Below are 18,608 nucleotides of genomic sequence, written 5' to 3' on the forward strand. Positions count from 1 at the left end.
CTCCACCACCTCATAAAAAATTCTTAAATTTGACTGCTTTATTAAACCGTATTAAAAAACATCAACTATACATTATGGATCCTATTTTTGACCTTATTGAACAGGAAAGACAAAGACAAACACACGGAATTGAATTGATCGCTTCTGAAAATTTTGTTTCAGACAACGTGATGAAAGCCGTAGGAAGTGTTTTGACGAATAAATATGCGGAAGGTTATCCGAGCAGAAGATATTACGGCGGTTGTGAAGTCGTGGATGAAGTGGAAACTTTAGCGATTGAAAGAGCAAAAGAATTGTTCGGTGTAGAGTATGCCAATGTGCAGCCTCATTCCGGTTCTCAGGCCAACGCAGCCATTTATCTTTCTATTTTAAAGCCGGGAGATCAGATTTTAGGTCTTGATTTATCCATGGGTGGACATTTAACCCACGGTTCTTTCGTGAACTTTTCCGGTATTCAGTACAACGCCAATTTCTATGGAGTTGATCGCGAAAGCGGATTAATTGATTACGATGCAATGCGTCAAAAAGCTTTGGAAGTGAAACCTAAAATGATCATTGCCGGTTACTCGGCTTATTCCAGAGACTTAGATTTCAAAAAGTTCCGGGAAGTGGCAGATGAAGTAGGTGCAACTTTGTGGGCAGATATTGCGCATCCGGCTGGATTAATTGCAAAAGGATTATTAAGTTCTCCTTTTGAACATTGTCATGTCGTTACCACGACTACCCATAAAACTTTACGTGGTCCTCGTGGTGGACTCATCATGATGGGTAAAGATTTCGAAAATACTTATGGTCACAAAACGCCAAAAGGCGATATTAAAATGATGAGCCAGGTCTTAGACAGTTCTGTATTCCCCGGAATTCAGGGTGGACCGCTTGAACATGTGATTGCCGGAAAAGCCGTTGCCTTTGCAGAAGCGATCGACGATCAATTCTTGGTGTACATGAAACAGGTCGTTGCCAATGCGCGCGCGTTAGCAAAAGCCATGATTGATAATGGATTCGACATCGTGAGTGGTGGCACCGATAATCATCTGATGTTGGTGGATCTCCGCAACAAAAATGTGAACGGTAAAGAAACCGAAAAAGCGCTGGTAAAAGCTGATATTACGTGTAATAAAAATATGGTCCCTTTTGATGATAAATCTGCGTTCACCACGTCCGGAATCCGTCTGGGGACTGCAGCCATCACCACAAGAGGTTTAAAAGAAGCTGATATGGAAGTTCTTGCCGGGTTGATCAACGAGGTTGTTATGAACATCAATAATGATAGAGTAATTGGTGACGTTCGCAAAAAAGTGAATCAGATGATGGAAGGGAAAGCGTTGTTTAATTATTAAGGTTAAGGCTTAGGTTAAGGTTAAGACTTAGGTTAAGCGGTGCAGTTTTTCACATTAAAATGATGGTTTATTAAGCTAAAATATTATTATTAAAAAATCTTGTAATTTTTTATGATCGCTCACAATTTGTCCTCAACTTTAACCTTAAATTATGTATACCGATTTTACTCAAATGCCTGTTTGGACTAAAGCAATGGATATTGCAGTGGAAGTGTTTTTTATTTCTGACTCACTCCCCAGGAAGGAGGATTATGCGTTGACTTCTCAAATTAGAAGATCCGCCGAAAGTATCTCTGCAAATATTTCTGAAGGATTTGGCAGAGCCGGAAGTAGAGATAAAACCATGTTTTATAAGTATTCCAGAGGATCAGCGAACGAAACTAAAAACCACTTGATTTATGGGAATCTAGTAAAGTATTTTGAGACTGAAAAGTCACAACCCATCATTGTGAAAATTGAAAGTTTAATCCATGAACTTAATAAAATTATTAAAACTTTGGAAGCTCGATGACGAGACTAAGGCTGACGCTAAGAGTAAGGCTAAGGCTGAGTAGGGTCGGTTTTTAGATTAAATTACAGCTTGACTAAATCTAAATATTTTGTTTAAGAAATGCGATAATTATTTTAAGAGTTTCTGGTCTCAACTTTCGCGAGCACTCTCTTACTCTTAACCTCAAATTCAGCCTCAACCTCAACCTCAAACTTAACCTCAACCTAAACCTTGGAACACAAATCCTACACCTTCCTCGAAATCAAGCAGAAAATGGTCAACTACTGTGTTTACCAAGACCGCTGTCATCAGGAAGTAGAGCAGAAAATGCGGGATTTTCTACTGGTTCCGGAAGCGAAAGAAGAGATTCTCCTCTATTTAATGCAGGAAAATTACCTGAGTGAAGAACGGTTTACCAGAAGTTATATTCGTGGGAAATTTTACATGAAATCCTGGGGACGGAATAAAATCCGTAATCATTTAAAGTTTAAAGGAGTTCCTGAAAAATTAATCAACCGTTGTTTTGATGAAATTGATGATGACGATTACCATAAAACAATAACGAAACTTTACCAAAACTACGAGTCGAAAATAACTGGCTTGCAAGGTTATCAGAAGAAATCGAAAACGATCAAGTATTTGTTGTCTAAAGGTTTTGAATACGAGGAGATTGTTGAGGTTATTAAAGAAATGAAGGAGGGCGAGAGTGAGTGATTGGGTAATTGAGTGAATGGTCAATAGTGAATGAGTGAACAGTCAATGCTCAACAAAGAACACACTTCATTAAATCCAAATTTCAAAATGACTTAGGAGTTATTGGCGTAAATAAAAATTGAAATTTCTTCCAAAAACACTCTTCAACTAATAACACCTAAACATTCCTTTTGTTCGAACTGCGGCCAAAATTAAGCATCGAAGCGTAATTGATATTTCCGCGCAAGTTTTGGAAACCTAACGCAGTGGTTCGACGACCCTCGGGAGTCAAATTTTGTCAGAAGAAATTAGCATTTTTTAGCAAATAGATCCAGTCTTGAACTTTTTGTTTGACTCCCTCGAATCTTCGATTTCAAGACAAAAAGTAAAGAAATCATTTGATAAAAATAACATTCCATTATGCAGGAAGTAAGGAATAAACTACTGTGATTACACAAGTGCGACACTAGATTGCCGCAGCGGCTTGAAAGGGAATTGATAATTGATAATACCGGCGGCCGCTTCGCAATGACATAGCGCCGTTATTGCGAAGAAGGCGGAATCTTAACCTCGTTTTACCGTTTTCAGACGGATACCCAGTATGCTGGCTATAAACCGATTGTTTGGTCTCATTTCCCGAGAGATAATCTTCGATAATCAACTTTTTATCATCATCCAAAAAATACAGTCTTTTGTTGCGCCACTGTCCTGTGGCTTTATTTTCTTATTCATGTTTACACTTTTTTGTGTAAACCTGTTTAAGACAGGTAAGTTGTATTATTCTTTTTTCAGTTGGCACAATCGGTGTTTTTTTAACGCTACGACCCTTTTTCATTATTTTATTTTTTTTGTCACATCTTTTTCTAATGACAGGCTTAAATGCGTTATTTTTAGTAATTTTGGCGCTACGTTTTATTAAAAATGAAAAGATTCAGAATTACTTTTTTGTTGGTCGCGCTGCTTTTAGGAGCCGCCTCCTGCAAGCCGAAAAACAATTATGTGTACTTGTCCACGCCCAATTCTCAGCCAGAAATCACAGAATATGAATATGTAGGAGCAATCCCAACAGAAGTCTTTGGTTTCAGATTGGGGGTGCTGCTTTGGGAATAATTTCATTAATCATTGGTTTAACAAGATAAGGTATGGAACTTTTAGAACTCGTAACAGTAAAAGATCCTGTTAATATCAAAAAAATGATTCTGCGCTATTCTATTTCCCAATACAATGATTTGGTGATTACCCGCAATAGAACGTTGCGCCAGGCCACACCTTCCAACCCTGCTATTATTGAATTCAATAAAGAAATCGCCTCTTTGCGATCTTTAATACAAGACAATTTGGTAAAATCCAAGCAATCTATTCAAATGAATATTTCTTGTTTAAATGCTCAGTTGAATACTTCTAAAGCAGATATCAGTAAATTTCCTACCCAGGAAAAGATCTTCCGAAATATTGACCGGCAGCAAAACTTAAAAGAATCATTGTATCTTTTCTTGTTACAGAAGAAAGAGGAAACCTCTATTGCGATGGCCGTAAGCACGGCCAAAGTACGGGTGATTAATCTAGCATATACCCTGGCCGGACCTGTAGCACCCCTGGCAGAACAAATTCTTTTAGGGAGCCTTTTGGGTGGTTTCCTGTTGCCGGTATTGATTATGTTTGTTCTTTTCACGCTGGATACCAAGGTAAAATCCAAAAATGATCTTAGCACTGCCTTGCCAGAGATTCTAGTTTTAGCGGAGGTTCCCTCTATAGGCAAAAATGACAGCGATTTGATTGGTAAGAATGAACTGTCCTTGTATGCGGAATCTTTTAGGATCCTGACTGCCAATGTGAAGTTCATTTTAAAAAATCCTAAAGATGCACAGGTAATTCTCTTCACATCGTCGGTAAAAGGCGAAGGAAAGACCACTATTTCTATCAACTCTGCCTTGGCCCTGGCCACTAATAAAAAAGTGCTGCTTATCGGCGCAGATTTACGAAATCCTCAATTGGGAAGGTATGTTCCTGCTTCAAAAGCTGGCCTTTCGAATTATCTGGCCGAGGCCGAGGAAACAGCTTTTTCTAAATTTATTTTTAAATCACAGCTTCATGAAAATTTAGATAGCGGCAGTATTCCTCCCAACCCTACTGATCTTTTGGAAGACAAAAAAATGGGTGATCTACTGCAGCGTTTAAAGCCGCTGTATAATTATATCTTGATTGATTCGGCGCCAATGATGATGGTGAGTGATTCTTTTCATCTGCTGAAATTTTCCGATTTGCTTGTTTATGTGGTACGTTCTAATTATACGGAGAAAGAATTGCTGGCTTATGCTAAGTCTGTTGCGGACGACCATCATGTGAGTAAAATGGGCTTGGTCTTAAATGATGTCAACAAAAGCGAGATGCGTTACGGTTATGGCGGCAAATACAGCTATGGTTATGTAGCAGAGAAAGAAAATACGGGAATCAACCGATTCTTAAATTGGTTTAAAAAATAGGAGCATACTATGATGAAAAATAAAACAATATTGGTCACCGGGGGAGCAGGATTTATTGGCAGTAATCTCTGCGAGGCGCTACTCGAGAAAAATTATCAGGTAAGATGTCTGGATAATTTTGCTACAGGTAAAAAAGAAAACATTGCGCCTTTTTTAGAACATCCGGATTTTATATTGATTGAAGGGGACATTCGTGATCTGGAAACCTGTCAACACGCCTGTAAAGGTGTTGATTTTGTGCTACATCAGGCAGCGTTAGGTTCAGTGCCCAGATCCATTAATGATCCGCTGACGAGCAATGAAGTCAATGTAAATGGTTTTTTAAATATGCTGAAAGCAGCCGGAGATCAGCAGGTACAGCGTTTTGTTTATGCTGCCAGTTCTTCTACTTATGGTGATTCTACGGTGTTGCCGAAAGTGGAGGAAAATATTGGAAACCCTTTATCTCCTTATGCGGTGACTAAATTGGTGAATGAAATTTATGCGCAGGTTTTTAACCGCGTGTATGGCCTCAATACCATCGGACTGCGGTATTTCAATGTCTTCGGAAGAAGACAGGATCCGAACGGCGCGTATGCAGCAGTGATTCCAAAATTCACCATGCAACTCATGAATCATGAATCTCCTGTCATCAATGGTGACGGTAATTATTCCCGTGATTTCACCTATATCGATAATGTAGTGCAAATGAACCTGCGGGCCATAGAATCGGATAATCCGCACGCCCTCAACCAGGTCTATAATACCGCGGTTGGAGACCGGACCACCATTGCAGAAATGGCCGAAATGATCAAGAAATATCTGTCAGCCTACGATCCGAAAATTGCAGAGGTCGAAATTACCTACGGTCCGGTCCGAAACGGAGATATTCCACACTCGCTGGCTTCCATAGACAAAGCCAGAAGGTTGTTGAACTATGAACCTACCCATGTTTTCAGTGAAGGCCTAAAGGAAGCAGTAACCTGGTATTGGGAGCATCTCCGCGACATTACCAGCAATTAATTTTTTAATACAAAACATAGCGCATATCTTACTATGAAACATAAAATATCAGTTATAGGTCTTGGCTACGTAGGGCTCCCTTTAGCACGGCTCTTCGCTACAAAATATAATGTTGTTGGCTTCGACATTAATGCCAGAAGAATTCAGGAACTCAGACAGGGCACCGATGCGACCCTGGAAGTGGAAGACGATATCCTGCAGGCGGTTCTCAAAGAAAACAATTCCACGGAAAACGGACTCTATGTAAGCCATGACTTGGCCGACATTCAGGATGCCAATATCTATATCGTCACCGTGCCTACGCCGGTAGATAAAAACAATAAACCCGATCTTACACCCCTGTACAAAGCCAGTGAAACGGTGGGGGAAGTTTTGCAGAAAGGCGATGTGGTCATTTATGAATCTACCGTTTATCCGGGTGCCACAGAGGAAGAATGTATTCCGGTTTTGGAAAAAGTTTCAGGATTAAAGTTCAATCAGGATTTCTTTGCGGGATATTCGCCCGAACGGATTAATCCGGGTGATAAAGAACATACCGTTGAAAAAATATTAAAAGTAACCGCAGGTTCCACCCCAGAAATTGGCAGGGTGGTCGATGACCTTTATAAATCGGTGATCACCGCCGGAACGCATCTGGCACCCACCATTAAAGTCGCCGAAGCCGCCAAAGTCATTGAAAATTCTCAGCGCGATATCAATATTGCCTTTGTCAATGAACTGGCGAAAATATTTAACCTCATGGGCATCGATACGCAGGAGGTCTTGGTAGCCGCGGGCACGAAGTGGAATTTCCTTCCCTTTAAACCAGGCTTGGTGGGAGGACACTGTATTGGTGTTGATCCTTATTATCTGGCACAAAGAGCCCAGGAATTTGGCTACCATCCGGAAATTATTCTCGCCGGAAGAAGGCTGAATGATTCTATGGGGCAGTATGTGGCTTCCCAAGTGGTGAAAACCATGATCAAGAAAGATATTGCCGTTAATAATGCCAAAGTTTTAATGCTGGGAATTACTTTTAAAGAAAATTGCCCGGATGTTCGAAATACGAAAATTGTCGATGTTATTGCTGCTTTAGAAGATTATGGAATGCAGATTACTACTTATGATCCTTGGGCGAATGCCGACGAGGTACACCATGAATATGGTCTTGTAAGCACGACAGAAATTCCAACCGATCAATTCGATGCCATTGTTTTGGGCGTTGCCCATAATGAGTTTTTAGCGTTGGATTTACAGGCCCTTAAAAAAGATAAAGCCATTGTTTACGATGTGAAAGGAATTCTGGAAAACAGCGATTCAAAACTTTAAGCGGTATGATGAAAATTGCAATTGTTGGAACTGGCTATGTAGGATTATCTAATGCCATCTTATTAGCACAGCATAACGAGGTGGTTGCCTTGGATATTGTACCTGAAAAAGTAAAAATGCTTAATGTAAAAGAGTCTCCTGAAAATCAGTGAATTTTTATCAAGCAAGGCTTTAAATTATTGTTCTAATAGAACCATAAAATTATAAAATAATTTAGTGGTAATATGCCTATTACAGCGTAAAGTATCTTAAAATAAAATTATAGAATGAGTCAATTAAAAAAAGGGGCGGTGTTATCGTATGTTAATATTTTATTAACAAATACGATTGGATTGATTCTTACCCCTTTTATTATTAGAAGTTTAGGCGATTCAGAATATGGGTTGTATACACTTGTAGGCTCACTAATTGCCTACTTTACTCTAATGGATTTAGGTTTGAACAATACAATTGTTCGATATGTCGCTTTTTATAAACATAATAACGATAAAAAAGGAGAAGAAGATTTTTTAGGTTTAATATTCGTAATGTACTCGGTGATTTCTGTTCTTGTGGTAATAATAGGCTTTTTCTTGTATTTTAGGTTAGATGACATTTTTAAAAAGTCGCTCACAACAGCGCAAATTGTTGAAGCAAAAAACATGTTTATTATTTTGGTATTTAATATTGCCATAACTGTGCCTGGAGGTGCTTTTATCGCGATTTGTAACGCTTACGAAAAATTTGTGTTTCCTAGATTACTTACAATTCTAAAATATATAGTTAGAAGTATATTAATACTAATTTTATTAGGCTTCATGCCAGAAGCAATTACTTTAGTTTGGATAGATACTGGAATCAGTATCATATTCATTAGTATTAGTATTTATTTTGTGTTGTGGAAATTGAATGTACGAATTACATACTCGAAATTTGATTTAAAACTATTAAAAGAAATCTCATCATACTCATTTTGGGTTTTTCTATCTGCTATTGTGATGAATATGCAACGCTTAAAGAAACTCACGGCATAAGAAAGTTTCAGGTCATTCAGGACGAATTGAATAAAATTTCTATCCTATTTATCATTGATCAAGCGGTTTACTCTGAAAAAATTGAACGTATATTTCTTCACAACTGGCAGGATAGGGTGGGTACTAATATGACGATCGACCTGGCGTATGTTGAAGAGATCCCCGGTGACAAAAGCGGAAAGTTTAGAATGGTGAAAAATAACATAAAACACCTTTTGAATTAAAATCCGCATCACGTTCTTCCAACAAAATCACCTTCGTTGCGAGGACTCACGGATTACAAATCCGCGCCATCGGGTTGTTGTGAGGTAGTTGTTGTTGAGTTGTGGAGTGATTGCGAATCCTGTGTCATTGCGAATCGGTATCCAGAACGATTAATAAGCAATGTCTTTTCAAGCCGCTGAAGCAATCTCGTATTACACTTGTGCACCATAACTCCAGATTGCTTCGTCGGTCGTTCCTTCCTCCTCGCAATGACGGGGACGCAGTTCTCCTGGCAAAGACGATCGTTTGTCATTACGAAGCGGCGTCCACACTTACAACTGTTAAAATACTTTCAAGCCGTTGAAGCAATCTCGTATCATACTTTTGTACCATAACTCCAGATTGCTTCGTTGATCGTTCCTTCCTCCTCGCAATGACGGGGACGCAGTTCTCCTGGCAAAGACGATCGTTTGTCATTGCGAAGCGGCGTCCACACTTACAACTGCTAAAATAATTTCAAGCCGCTGAAGCAATCTCGTATTACACTTGTGCACCATAATGCCAGATTGCTTCGTCGGTCGTTCCTCCCTCCTCGCAATGACGGGGACGCAGTTCTCCTGGCAAAGACGATCGTTTGTCATTACGAAGCGGCGTCCACACTTACAACTGTTAAAATACTTTCAAGCCGTTGAAGCAATCTCGTATCATACTTTTGTACCATAACTCCAGATTGCTTCGTTGATCGTTCCTTCCTCCTCGCAATGACGGGGACGCAGTTCTCCTGGCAAAGACGATCGTTTGTCATTCCTTTCGAGCCGTTGAAGCAATCTCGTATCATACTTTTGCACCATAACTCCAGATTGCTTCGTCGGTCGTTCCTCCCTCCTCGCAATGACAGCAGTTTGTCATTGCGAAGCGGCGTCCACACTTACAACTGCTAAAATACTTTCAAGCCGCTGAAGCAATCTCGTATTACACTTGTGCACCATAATGCCAGATTGCTTCGTCGGTCGTTCCTCCCTCCTCGCAAAGACGATCGTTTGTCATTCCTTTCGAGCCGCTGAAGCAATCTCGTATTACACTTGTGCACCATAATGCCAGATTGCTTCGTCGGTCGTTCCTCCCTCCTCGCAAAGACGATCGTTTGTCATTCCTTTCGAGCCGCTGAAGCAATCTCGTATTACACTTGTGCACCATAATGCCAGATTGCTTCGTCGGTCGTTCCTCCCTCCTCGCAATGACGGGGATGCAGTTTTCCTGGCAAAGACGATCGTTTGTCATTGCGAAGCGGCGTCCACACTTACAACTGTTAAAATACTTTCAAGCCGCTGAAGCAATCTGCCGAATTATTCCTAACTTCGATGGATGAAACCAGGGTTTATATACATTCTCACCAATAAAACCCATACCGTCTTGTATGTAGGCGTGACTTCCAATTTGCCTCAAAGAATCTTGGATCATAAAGAGAAGAGGTATGCGAACAGTTTTAGTAAAAGATATAATGTAGATCAACTTGTTTTTTGGGAATTTTTTCAGGAAATTGGAGATGCTATTATGCGTGAAAAACAAATTAAGGGTGGTTCAAGACAGAAAAAACTGGATTTAATCAATGCTTTAAATCCAGAGTGGAATGATTTGTATGAGGACATCAGAGATATTATGAATCCATTCACTTAAGATTGCTTCGTCGGTCGTTCCTTCCTCCTCGCAATGACGGGGGTGGACTCTTCGTCGCAAAGGCGATTGGATTCCTGCCTGTGCTCACTAACCGAGATTGCTTCGTCGGTCGTTCCTTCCTCCTCGCAATGACGGGGAAGCAGTTCTCCTCGCAATGACGGGGGTGGAGTTTTCGTTGCAAAGGCGATTGGATTCCTGCCTGTGCTCACTAACCGAGATTGCTTCGTCAGTCTTCGGCTCTCCCCGTAATGAGCTACAACAAAAAAGACCTCCCAATCAGGAGGCCCTTTTTGCACCAGTTATTTCAGTCGTTTTCTGAAGGAGGTGATGAGGTATTTCAGTCCTAAAGTGAAGAGGTAACTGGCCATTCCTCCAAGGCCTGCTAAAACAATTGTTTTAATGACTTCTTCTCTTTGGATCTGCAGCATCACAATCAATGCCATGCCACTGGCGGCACTGATGCGTTGTGCAGTGTCAAACTGCATCATGGCTTGCCCTCGTTTTCGACGGCTGTCTGGCTGAGTGCGCTGGCGATGCCACCTGCTAAGGCCGTGTAACCAGCCAGGGTGATGAGCACCGCTGGTAGTGGAATGACTGCCGTGGTTATCACAGCACTGATGGTCGTTAATACCAAGCCATAATTTCTGATCTTGCGAAAGAACCGTGGAGTCGGCTCCTGCAATCGTTGAATGATCTTTTTCATGATAACTTGTTTTTAATGATGAGTCGTATTTCATAGCCCTGATCCAGCAATGGATACAGGCGGTCTTTCAATCGTTCCAAAGCAATTCGTGATGAACTGCCTTTTCCTTCTCCGGTATGTTGGAGCACGGGTGCAATGCACCCTTTTAATTCTAGGGCCGCATGATTGGCGGGATGGATCAGGATATCCTTTCTGCCCGGGACCGCCACCACTTCAAAGTGCCACTTGAATTTCAAACTGCAACGCTTTCGCAGCAGATATGTACCTTCCGGAATACAGGAAATACGGGGTGCATTTCCCAACCAGGGTAACTCGATCGTTTTACAGACTTCCATGCCTTCAAAAAGCAACACCCCATTCACGCCTTTCTGGTACGGTGTTCTTATTAAATGTAGGTCCATGATTATGGGGTTCCAGATACTTGCACCAGCTGCAGCGCATTGTACGATCCATTTTTCAACTCATAAAAAGTCCCATTGACCTCTTGATAAAAGTTGATACCGAACAGCAGAAACAAGGGGTTGAGGGAAGCTGCCGGTAAGGTATTGTGTAACGCTATGGGTGCCGTCAGGACGGTGTCGATGGGTAAAATTCCACTTTCTGTTCGGTCGGAAGTGTAGGTCTCTGCCTCAAAATTGATGTCTGAACCCGCAGAAACCAACTTATAATGGGTGCTTCCCGCCGGCGCAATAACACTATCGGTCGGAGTAAAAGGCTCGATATCGATGTGCGCAGTACCGAGTGCCCGATCCAAAGTCGTTACAAAGGGGGCACCGAAACTGGTGTTCAGTTTGCCGTGAATATTGAAGTCAAATCCTTGCAGTAATTCTGCTTCACCGTCGATCACATTTCGCTGTCCTCTTGGATTGATGGCATCGAGCTGAATCACTTTTACCATCTCTTTGGTCAGTCTGCTGACCATCAGGCGGTCTCCCGCGGTGCGCAGCAACGATTGCATGGAGTTTCGCAACACCTTACCTGCTTTACCGGCTCTGCCAAACTCTGCCATGTTTTCTCGGGTTCGCTGAAAAGCCGGATCAGTGCGCATTCTTTCGGCCGTAATGCCGCCTTTTTCACGGGCCATGTACCCGTCTTTTGTACGATAGAAGGTGATGTCTCCCATCGTTCCTTTCAACTTAATAAGTCCTTTTTGTCTTGCCATTTTGTTTGTTTTTAAGAAATTGATGAATCAACTGTTTGAGGTACAGTTGTAAAAACCTCTTGTGATCACAGGACAAAAGTTGGCAATAATTTTAGATAAACCAAGTGTTGGTGCCGGGTAGGGAGGTTTTTGCCGAAAGCAGTGTTTTTTGCGCAAAGCGCTGATTTCTACCGGTTAGGCCGGTATTGCCGAAAGTTTAAGTGGGGATTTGGGCAACTATCCTAGGAGTATCATGGGGTGATGCCAGGGGAGGGGTAGGTTGCGTTTGGAATGTCGGGATTTAGGCTAATATCAATTTTTATTCAAGCAACGGGTTCCTGAGTTACATCCGAAACTCTCAAGAAACACTGCTCTATCAAGCCGCTGAACGAATTGGTTAGTAGAGATTGCTCCGTCATTCGTTCCTCACTCCTCGCAATGACAGCGTATGGGGGATCCCCGCAAGCGCGGGAGTTTGTCATTGCGAAGCGGCATCCAGAATGAGCAGTAAACAGTGATCTTTCAAGCCGCTGAAGCAATCTCTGTGTAATCGGTGGTGCTGTTGCGAAGTAGAGATTGCTTCGTCGTTCGTTCCTCACTCCTCGCAATGACAGCGTATGGATGCTCCTCGCAATGACAGCGTACCGGGGCTGCTCGCAATGGCGGGAGTTTGTCATTGCGAAGCGGCATCCAGAATGAGCAGTAAACAGTGATCTTTCAAGCTGCTGAAGCAATCTCCCTAATTATTTCTATCTTCGATAGATGAAACCGGGTTTTATATACATTCTTACCAATAAGACCCATACGGTCTTATATGTTGGTGTGACTTCCAATTTACCCAACAGAATCTTAGAACATAAGGCGAAAAAATATCAGAATAGTTTTAGCTGCAGATATAATCTGGATCAACTCGTTTATTGGGAATCGTTTCAGGAAATTGGAGATGCGATCATGCGTGAAAAACAAATTAAGGGTGGTTCAAGACAGAAGAAACTGGACTTAATTAATGGTTTGAACCCGGAGTGGAATGATTTGTATGACCGAATCAAAGATATTATGAATCCGTTTTATTGAGATAGGTTCGAGATTGCTTCGTCGTTCGTTCCTCACTCCTCGCAATGACAGGAATTTGTCATTGCGAAGCGGCATCCTGAATAAGCCATTATAAAAGTCTCTTTCAAGCCGCTGAATCAATCTCTGTGTAATCCGTGGTGCTATTGTGAAGTAGAGATTGCTTCGTCGTTCGTTCCTCACTCCTCGCAATGACGGTAGTTTGTCATTGCGAAGCGGCCTCCTGAATAAGCCATTATAAAAGTCTCTTTCAAGCCGCTGAATCAATCTCTGTGTAATCCGTGGTGCTATTGTGAAGTAGAGATTGCTTCGTCGTTCGTTCCTCACTCCTCGCAATGACAGCGTACGGGGGCTCCTCGCAATGACGGGAGTTTGTGATCAAACCAATTCGAGATTACCCCAAAACTCAATCACCCAATCACTCAGCCAACAACACCACCAACCATTCCTAATCCAAAATAAACGCCTGCACAGCTTCGTAAGGCAGTCCCATGAAGGTGCAAAATTCTGCCACAGTGACGAATTGATGATCGGGTTTTTGGAGGTGGTCTTTGATTTTGTGAATGAGATCTCGGCTGTAGCGTTCACTTTTGCCGGTGATGCGCTGGATATCTTTGGGATAAATGCAGAGGCGCGTGATTCGTGGTTTCATGACGCTTTGTTTTTGATTGCTATACAAAGATTAGCTATCAAACCCACACGCACTCAATAGAAGTGCCATAGTACGGAACTTTTGTTACTAACAATATTTTGGTGGAGAGGGGAATCATGATGCTGAAAAAAGGAGGTATCTCCTAAGGTGACGGGGTCGGTTGGAAGGAATCGGAGGACATTACCCATGCGGAAATGGAAGGGTGAAATGATTAACCCCGGAATTTCGTGCCCGGAAAAAATAGTTCTCCGTAAGAGGGAGTTGTCAGTTGGGTCAGGCATCAGATGCCCTCTTCTTTTTCCAGGTAAGTGGTTAGGTTTTCGGTAAGAAGTTGTAAAAACCTGGTGGGGCTGGATTTTCTGTTTTTGATTTCAGCGATGGTATTGTGATAATTTCCCAGGTCGATACTGAATGCTTCTTCAAACCACTTTACGGTCTCGGAGAGTGAGGTGGTACCGCCGTTGAAACAATGGGTATGGTGCAGGGCGAAGACCAGTTCGGTGAGGGCTACTTTTGGAGCCGTCCACTGCACCTCCCGTTTCGGCAAAGTTTCTTCAAATGATTTTTCCTTCAATCGGGCGATCTGGGTAGAAAGGAATATTTCGTAGTCGTCGTGCGCGATGATTTGGGCGATCAAATGGTCGTGCGACGTGGAAAATCGTTCATCATAGCTGTGAATATCCACTGCCAGTTTTACATCGAGGTCATATTGGAACCGCAGAAAGTATTTGCGGTCCATATAGGTGGCGTTTCTTCGGTAATAACTCATAAAATCCCTGTTTTCAAGAGAGAAGTACCGGAGATACTCGAGTTCTGATTCATAGATGCCTTTCTTTAATTTAGTTCCCGAATGGGGGAGAGATGAAAGGAGGGAGATCACTCTCGAAAAATAGATGAACTTTGCAATGAACGGCGGCTTTAATTCTTTGAAGAAATGGACTTCGCTTTCCCAGCAGTCGAATTGGTGCGTAATGACCCATGATTTCAGGGACCGTATAGCAGTGTCTGTTTCGGCAAGCGAAAACTGGGCGGCTTCCAGACTGTTCTTTTTTTCCACCTTCAGGTCCCTGATTTTCTTTTTCAGGTCTGCCCAAAGGTTGTTGGTTCTCTCAGTTAGTTCTTTTGATTCCATAGGCGATTTTCAACAAATTGTCACAAGTTTAGTTAATCGATTTTAATTGTTTGATCCGGAGCTCAATAAAATCAGACGGTCGGATTTTATTGTGCTCATAGAAAAGTCTTGAAAAATGCTGACGCGATTTAATTCCACATTTCCGCGCGAGTTCGGGTGTTTTCAGTTTCAGGAATTCGCGGTCACTGTTTAGTTTTTCTGTGATATACCTAATCCGCAACGTGTTGAGGTACGTGGTGAAATTCATATTCAGGTGCTCATTAATCACATAAGAGAGATTGTTTTTCGTAACCTGAAGCGCGGCCGCTAAATTGATGATGGTGAGATCCGGATTGATGAAGCCCAGGTAGCTTTTGACGACTCCGATATTGTATTTTATTTTAAAAATGAGATAATCTTCTCCGGTTTCATCTGCAAACGCTGCCGCTTCGAGGTACTGATCAAGTGCCTGATCATAGTTCCTGTAATTAAAGTAAAAAACAATTCCTTTCGCGAGATAGGCCTTACTGATCATTGCGGTGTCGCCTGTCTTTTTTGCTGCCTGTATGATGCTGTCACTGTAGAGTAGCTTCTGTCGGCGATCTTTAGAATAGTAGGCGGCGTCTTCATACGCATAGACCAAATGTCTGAAATTTTGGTTTTTTTTACCCAAACGGATGCTCTTTTGTACCGCAGGAAGAGCGCGGGCATCATTTTCGGGAAAATCAGCGTAGCTTTTCTGCAGCTGCATATACTGCAAAACACTTTCCTGCGCAGTGCAAACTGCGCCAATAAGCATACAGAAAAGAAAAATGTTTCTACCCATTCCCCACTTTTTGATTGACAGCGTCTTTCTCAGACCATCATTTAATCCGTGCGCAGTGGTTCTTCACAAATGAGCAAACAATTTACACAAATTCAAATCATATTCGCAAATCGGGCCAAAAATAGGGGATCCCGAGTGTCTTTTAAGACGTCCTAAAAGACACTTCGTAACCGCAAACATTTGCGCACAGGAGAAATGCACCCTAATTTCGAATCAGAATTCTAGGTTAAATCAACCGGTACCGGGATCACTTTTAAAAAATCATTATTATGAAAAAAGTTATCTCAATAGTAAGTGTTTTATCCGTGTTGGGCATGGTCGCCTGCCGTAACGGAAATGAAGAATATAAGGGGTCTTTATCAGGAGAAAATGATATAGTGCTACCCCATTATGATCATCGTGACTCCACTGGAGCGTCGCATTCGTGTGGCGGAAAGGATCAGGAACCACCGCGTAAAGACCTGTTGCAGTGGAAAGGAGGCACGATAAAGGAGGGTAGTAAAATGAACCTTCAGCCCTAGATCATGGGGCGTTTTGCCAACCTTTCAGCAAGTGCTGTCACCGCTTCAAGTGGGGATCTTTGTCCTTGCAGCGGGGAATGGGAAATTGTCGGTACCGTCACTACCACTGCCGTACTGGCAAAAGGAAAGGTCATGCCGGAGTATTATGGGAAGATGGTGGTCTGGATGCTGGTGAGGAGGGGTTGACGTTTAGGCATGCATCGGTGCATAATTACATGATAGGCTCTATGCAACGGGGTGAGCTTATCATAAGGAAACCACTCACATTTTGAAGCAGCTAAAATGAATCAGTGACGGCGAATTTTTTCTGTGAAGTACTTGCTTTTTCAACCCGTATCGAAGCGCAACAGCAAAGAAGTAAAGGTGGGCCACTTCTAAATTGAGGTTGCTCGCCAAATATCACTCATTGTTTAACTTTTAGAATCGGCCGGTCGAAAGCGGGCTGAACCGGGGAGGCTCCCTTTAAAAACCAAAACGTATGATGTATTTATTAATCAAGATCTGACTCGATAGGAGGAAAAAAGAGGGGATGGGTACAACAAGCCTTCGTCGCTATAGGTACCATTTATTTCATAAAGCCTTTTGTTATTCCAGATTGGCGCAGATCTCTAAAGTTTTTATGGTAATCTTTTTTGATGTATAAAAAGACCCGTATTATGAAAACAATAAAGTTTTTAAAATTTAATTTGATGGCGATCGTTGCGGTATTCGTGATTAATACTGCGATGTCTTTCAATAAACCGGAAAAGAAAGAGGGATCACAAACATTCTATTATTCATCTTCCGGGATGTCTGCAGGAGACTTTGCGATACCAAGTCATTGGCAACCTGGCAATCCTGGCGATTGTGAAACAGAAGGGTTAAAACCTTGTACCATTGTAGTTCCGGAAGGACAAACGCTTAGTGGATTCCTTGCAGGGAAAAATAACGATGCTGTTCTGGCCGTCAGTATTGGTAGAAGACCTTAAAAATTGAAGGTTGGCAAGCTTTTGCCAACCTTCATTTATCTGATATTCTGCTGAATTCCGGACAGTTTTATAATTTCTTCTGGAATAGCGACAGCATACCTTAAATCATTTGGTGGTAAGGTATATGTTTTACCATTGACCGTTTTTGTCAGCGTAATATTGGCGCCATCACGATTATAACGTTTCAGATCTGCCCATCTTATTCCCCGGAATAAAAGCTCCTTTTGTCTTTCTTTCGCAATCACAGTTAACGCAGCATCTTTCGTAGCAGCAGTTAAATTAATAAAAGTACCATTTTGCCATCGTGTAACCAGCAGCTGGTTGAGGACATTCATGGCCTCCGGAACTTTATTAAGCTGTGCGTTTGCTTCAGCGGCGATCAGATAGATTTCGTCGGTAGCTGCACCTACTAATTTACCACTTGATCCACCTGTATAATTACCGCGGAATATTATTTCTCCATCAGGATTTATTTTGAAATAAATTGATTTTCGAAGATCATGATCACTATAAGATTGGTATAAATCCACCGGCACTCTTATGATCGGACTATAGACTGCAAGGTTGATATACATTGAGGTACGAAGCAAAACTTCTGTATTCAGGTCTTTAATAGGAAAACTCACAGCTGGATTCAAACTGTTAAAATCCATTAATTCATTCTTCAATGCAAGCGTTTTTGTTGCATACTCCAATGCCTTTTCATAGTCACCCATGTACAGATAAGTTCTTGCTAAATAAGCTAAAGCACTTATTTTGGAAGGCCTGGTTGCTGCTGCCTGTTGTACAGGAAGGAGATCGACTGCTTCATGAAGGTCTGAAAGAATTTGCACATAGGTTTCCTGTAAAGTGGACCGTTTAGAAGGAGTAGACATATCTGGATTTAGACGCAGTGGCAACCCCAAATCCGTGTCAGCCGTTGTTTTATTGTAAGCCAGACACCAAATTTGTGCGGCATCTAAAAAGCGGGCAGCTCGGAAAACCAATGCCTGCCCTCTCACATTTGCAGCGTCGGGAATTTGATACGTATCCAGATTGTACAATACCGAATTTGAAATGTAGATGGCCTTGTAACAATAATACCAGTCATTTCCTGCACTCTTAGGAGTGGCAACATGATCCGGCTGCCACGTATATAATCTTTTATCTTCCTCATACATCAATGCATTAAAGTTGGCATCAGATATATAATAATCGTCGGAACCTACCATGCCGCTTGCAGCAAAATTGGTGATGACATCATTGTATTTATCTAATAATGCCTGATTATCTTCTAAAGTAATCGGTGTTGCTAATCTCAAGTCCGATTTTTCGTCCAAAAGTCTGTTGCAGGAGGTCATCATCAGAATCATCATCAATGACAGCCATAAAAATAAGGTCGTAAATTGGGTTTTCATAATAGTAG

The 18,608-nt window shown here is 41.8% G+C and carries 21 protein-coding genes; 13 read left to right on the forward strand and 8 right to left on the reverse strand.

Translation table 11 applies throughout. The annotated features are described in order from the left end of the window. Positions 1-71 precede the first annotated feature (71 nt). The 10 genes from glyA to EIB73_RS13440 all read left to right on the forward strand — a co-directional run bounded on the left by glyA (position 72) and on the right by EIB73_RS13440 (position 10,210). Positions 72-1,340 (forward strand): serine hydroxymethyltransferase, encoded by a 1,269-nt coding sequence (gene glyA, locus EIB73_RS13395; protein ID WP_317132717.1) that lies wholly within the window; start codon positions 72-74, stop codon positions 1,338-1,340. Between the two features lie 151 nt (positions 1,341-1,491). Next, positions 1,492-1,851 (forward strand): four helix bundle protein, encoded by a 360-nt coding sequence (locus EIB73_RS13400; protein WP_125025743.1) that lies wholly within the window; start codon positions 1,492-1,494, stop codon positions 1,849-1,851. 252 nt (positions 1,852-2,103) lie between these two features. Beyond that, positions 2,104-2,544, forward strand: a complete 441-nt coding sequence (locus tag EIB73_RS13405) for a regulatory protein RecX (RefSeq protein WP_125026130.1) — start codon at positions 2,104-2,106, stop codon at positions 2,542-2,544. 900 nt (positions 2,545-3,444) lie between these two features. Then, a complete protein-coding gene (locus tag EIB73_RS13410) occupies positions 3,445-3,633 on the forward strand; it encodes a hypothetical protein (protein WP_125025744.1) in 189 nt (62 codons plus the stop codon). Between the two features lie 32 nt (positions 3,634-3,665). Then, positions 3,666-5,006, forward strand: coding sequence for a tyrosine-protein kinase family protein (locus EIB73_RS13415; RefSeq protein ID WP_125025745.1), 1,341 nt, complete (start codon positions 3,666-3,668; stop codon positions 5,004-5,006). Between the two features lie 12 nt (positions 5,007-5,018). Next, positions 5,019-6,008 (forward strand): SDR family oxidoreductase, encoded by a 990-nt coding sequence (locus EIB73_RS13420; protein ID WP_125026131.1) that lies wholly within the window; start codon positions 5,019-5,021, stop codon positions 6,006-6,008. 33 nt (positions 6,009-6,041) lie between these two features. Then, the gene (locus tag EIB73_RS13425; RefSeq protein ID WP_125025746.1) at positions 6,042-7,316 is read left to right on the forward strand and encodes a nucleotide sugar dehydrogenase; all 1,275 of its coding nucleotides are present in this window, start codon (positions 6,042-6,044) and stop codon (positions 7,314-7,316) included. 5 nt (positions 7,317-7,321) lie between these two features. Then, positions 7,322-7,468, forward strand: coding sequence for a hypothetical protein (locus tag EIB73_RS13430; RefSeq protein ID WP_228411248.1), 147 nt, complete (start codon positions 7,322-7,324; stop codon positions 7,466-7,468). 114 nt (positions 7,469-7,582) lie between these two features. Then, positions 7,583-8,329, forward strand: a complete 747-nt coding sequence (locus EIB73_RS13435) for an oligosaccharide flippase family protein (RefSeq protein WP_125025747.1) — start codon at positions 7,583-7,585, stop codon at positions 8,327-8,329. Between the two features lie 1,569 nt (positions 8,330-9,898). Next, positions 9,899-10,210, forward strand: coding sequence for a GIY-YIG nuclease family protein (locus EIB73_RS13440; protein ID WP_125025748.1), 312 nt, complete (start codon positions 9,899-9,901; stop codon positions 10,208-10,210). Positions 10,211-10,509: 299 nt separating this feature from the next. Here the strand turns inward: EIB73_RS13440 and EIB73_RS13445 are convergent, their stop codons facing one another. The 4 genes from EIB73_RS13445 to EIB73_RS13460 are packed head-to-tail and all read right to left on the reverse strand — an operon-like array spanning position 10,510 to position 12,075. Further along, on the reverse strand, positions 10,510-10,698 hold the full coding sequence (locus EIB73_RS13445) for a hypothetical protein (protein ID WP_125025749.1): 189 nt from the start codon (positions 10,696-10,698) through the stop codon (positions 10,510-10,512). Continuing rightward, positions 10,695-10,913 carry a hypothetical protein gene (locus EIB73_RS13450; RefSeq protein WP_125025750.1) on the reverse strand — a complete coding sequence of 73 codons (219 nt, stop codon included), beginning with the start codon at positions 10,911-10,913 and terminating at the stop codon, positions 10,695-10,697. Before EIB73_RS13450 ends, EIB73_RS13445 begins: the two co-directional genes overlap by 4 nt. Continuing rightward, entirely contained in the window at positions 10,910-11,314 is a 405-nt protein-coding gene (locus EIB73_RS13455; RefSeq protein ID WP_125025751.1) for a DUF5675 family protein, read from the reverse strand. The genes EIB73_RS13450 and EIB73_RS13455 overlap by 4 nt, the downstream gene beginning before the upstream one ends. A 2-nt stretch (positions 11,315-11,316) precedes the next feature. Continuing rightward, positions 11,317-12,075 carry a hypothetical protein gene (locus tag EIB73_RS13460; RefSeq protein WP_125025752.1) on the reverse strand — a complete coding sequence of 253 codons (759 nt, stop codon included), beginning with the start codon at positions 12,073-12,075 and terminating at the stop codon, positions 11,317-11,319. A gap of 741 nt (positions 12,076-12,816) precedes the next feature. Between EIB73_RS13460 and EIB73_RS13465 the strand changes: the two genes are divergently transcribed. Next, entirely contained in the window at positions 12,817-13,128 is a 312-nt protein-coding gene (locus tag EIB73_RS13465; protein ID WP_125025753.1) for a GIY-YIG nuclease family protein, read from the forward strand. Between the two features lie 445 nt (positions 13,129-13,573). Here the strand turns inward: EIB73_RS13465 and EIB73_RS13470 are convergent, their stop codons facing one another. The 3 genes from EIB73_RS13470 to EIB73_RS13480 all read right to left on the reverse strand — a co-directional run bounded on the left by EIB73_RS13470 (position 13,574) and on the right by EIB73_RS13480 (position 15,714). Further along, positions 13,574-13,777 carry a hypothetical protein gene (locus EIB73_RS13470; protein ID WP_125025754.1) on the reverse strand — a complete coding sequence of 68 codons (204 nt, stop codon included), beginning with the start codon at positions 13,775-13,777 and terminating at the stop codon, positions 13,574-13,576. A gap of 280 nt (positions 13,778-14,057) precedes the next feature. Continuing rightward, complete coding sequence (locus EIB73_RS13475) at positions 14,058-14,909, reverse strand: RteC domain-containing protein (RefSeq protein ID WP_125025755.1); 852 nt, start codon at positions 14,907-14,909, stop codon at positions 14,058-14,060. Between the two features lie 28 nt (positions 14,910-14,937). Then, positions 14,938-15,714, reverse strand: a complete 777-nt coding sequence (locus EIB73_RS13480) for a helix-turn-helix domain-containing protein (RefSeq protein ID WP_125025756.1) — start codon at positions 15,712-15,714, stop codon at positions 14,938-14,940. Positions 15,715-15,983: 269 nt separating this feature from the next. Between EIB73_RS13480 and EIB73_RS15090 the strand changes: the two genes are divergently transcribed. Both EIB73_RS15090 and EIB73_RS13490 read left to right on the forward strand, forming a co-directional pair. Next, positions 15,984-16,235, forward strand: a complete 252-nt coding sequence (locus EIB73_RS15090) for a hypothetical protein (protein WP_164467900.1) — start codon at positions 15,984-15,986, stop codon at positions 16,233-16,235. Positions 16,236-16,891: 656 nt separating this feature from the next. Then, the gene (locus EIB73_RS13490) at positions 16,892-17,203 is read left to right on the forward strand and encodes a hypothetical protein (RefSeq protein WP_125025758.1); all 312 of its coding nucleotides are present in this window, start codon (positions 16,892-16,894) and stop codon (positions 17,201-17,203) included. Between the two features lie 35 nt (positions 17,204-17,238). Here EIB73_RS13490 and EIB73_RS13495 read toward each other — a convergent pair whose 3' ends face one another. Beyond that, positions 17,239-18,600: a RagB/SusD family nutrient uptake outer membrane protein gene (locus EIB73_RS13495; protein WP_125025759.1), complete on the reverse strand. Its 1,362-nt coding sequence runs from the start codon at positions 18,598-18,600 to the stop codon at positions 17,239-17,241. Positions 18,601-18,608 lie beyond the last annotated feature (8 nt).

The organism is Kaistella carnis, assembly GCF_003860585.1.
Taxonomy (GTDB): domain Bacteria; phylum Bacteroidota; class Bacteroidia; order Flavobacteriales; family Weeksellaceae; genus Kaistella; species Kaistella carnis.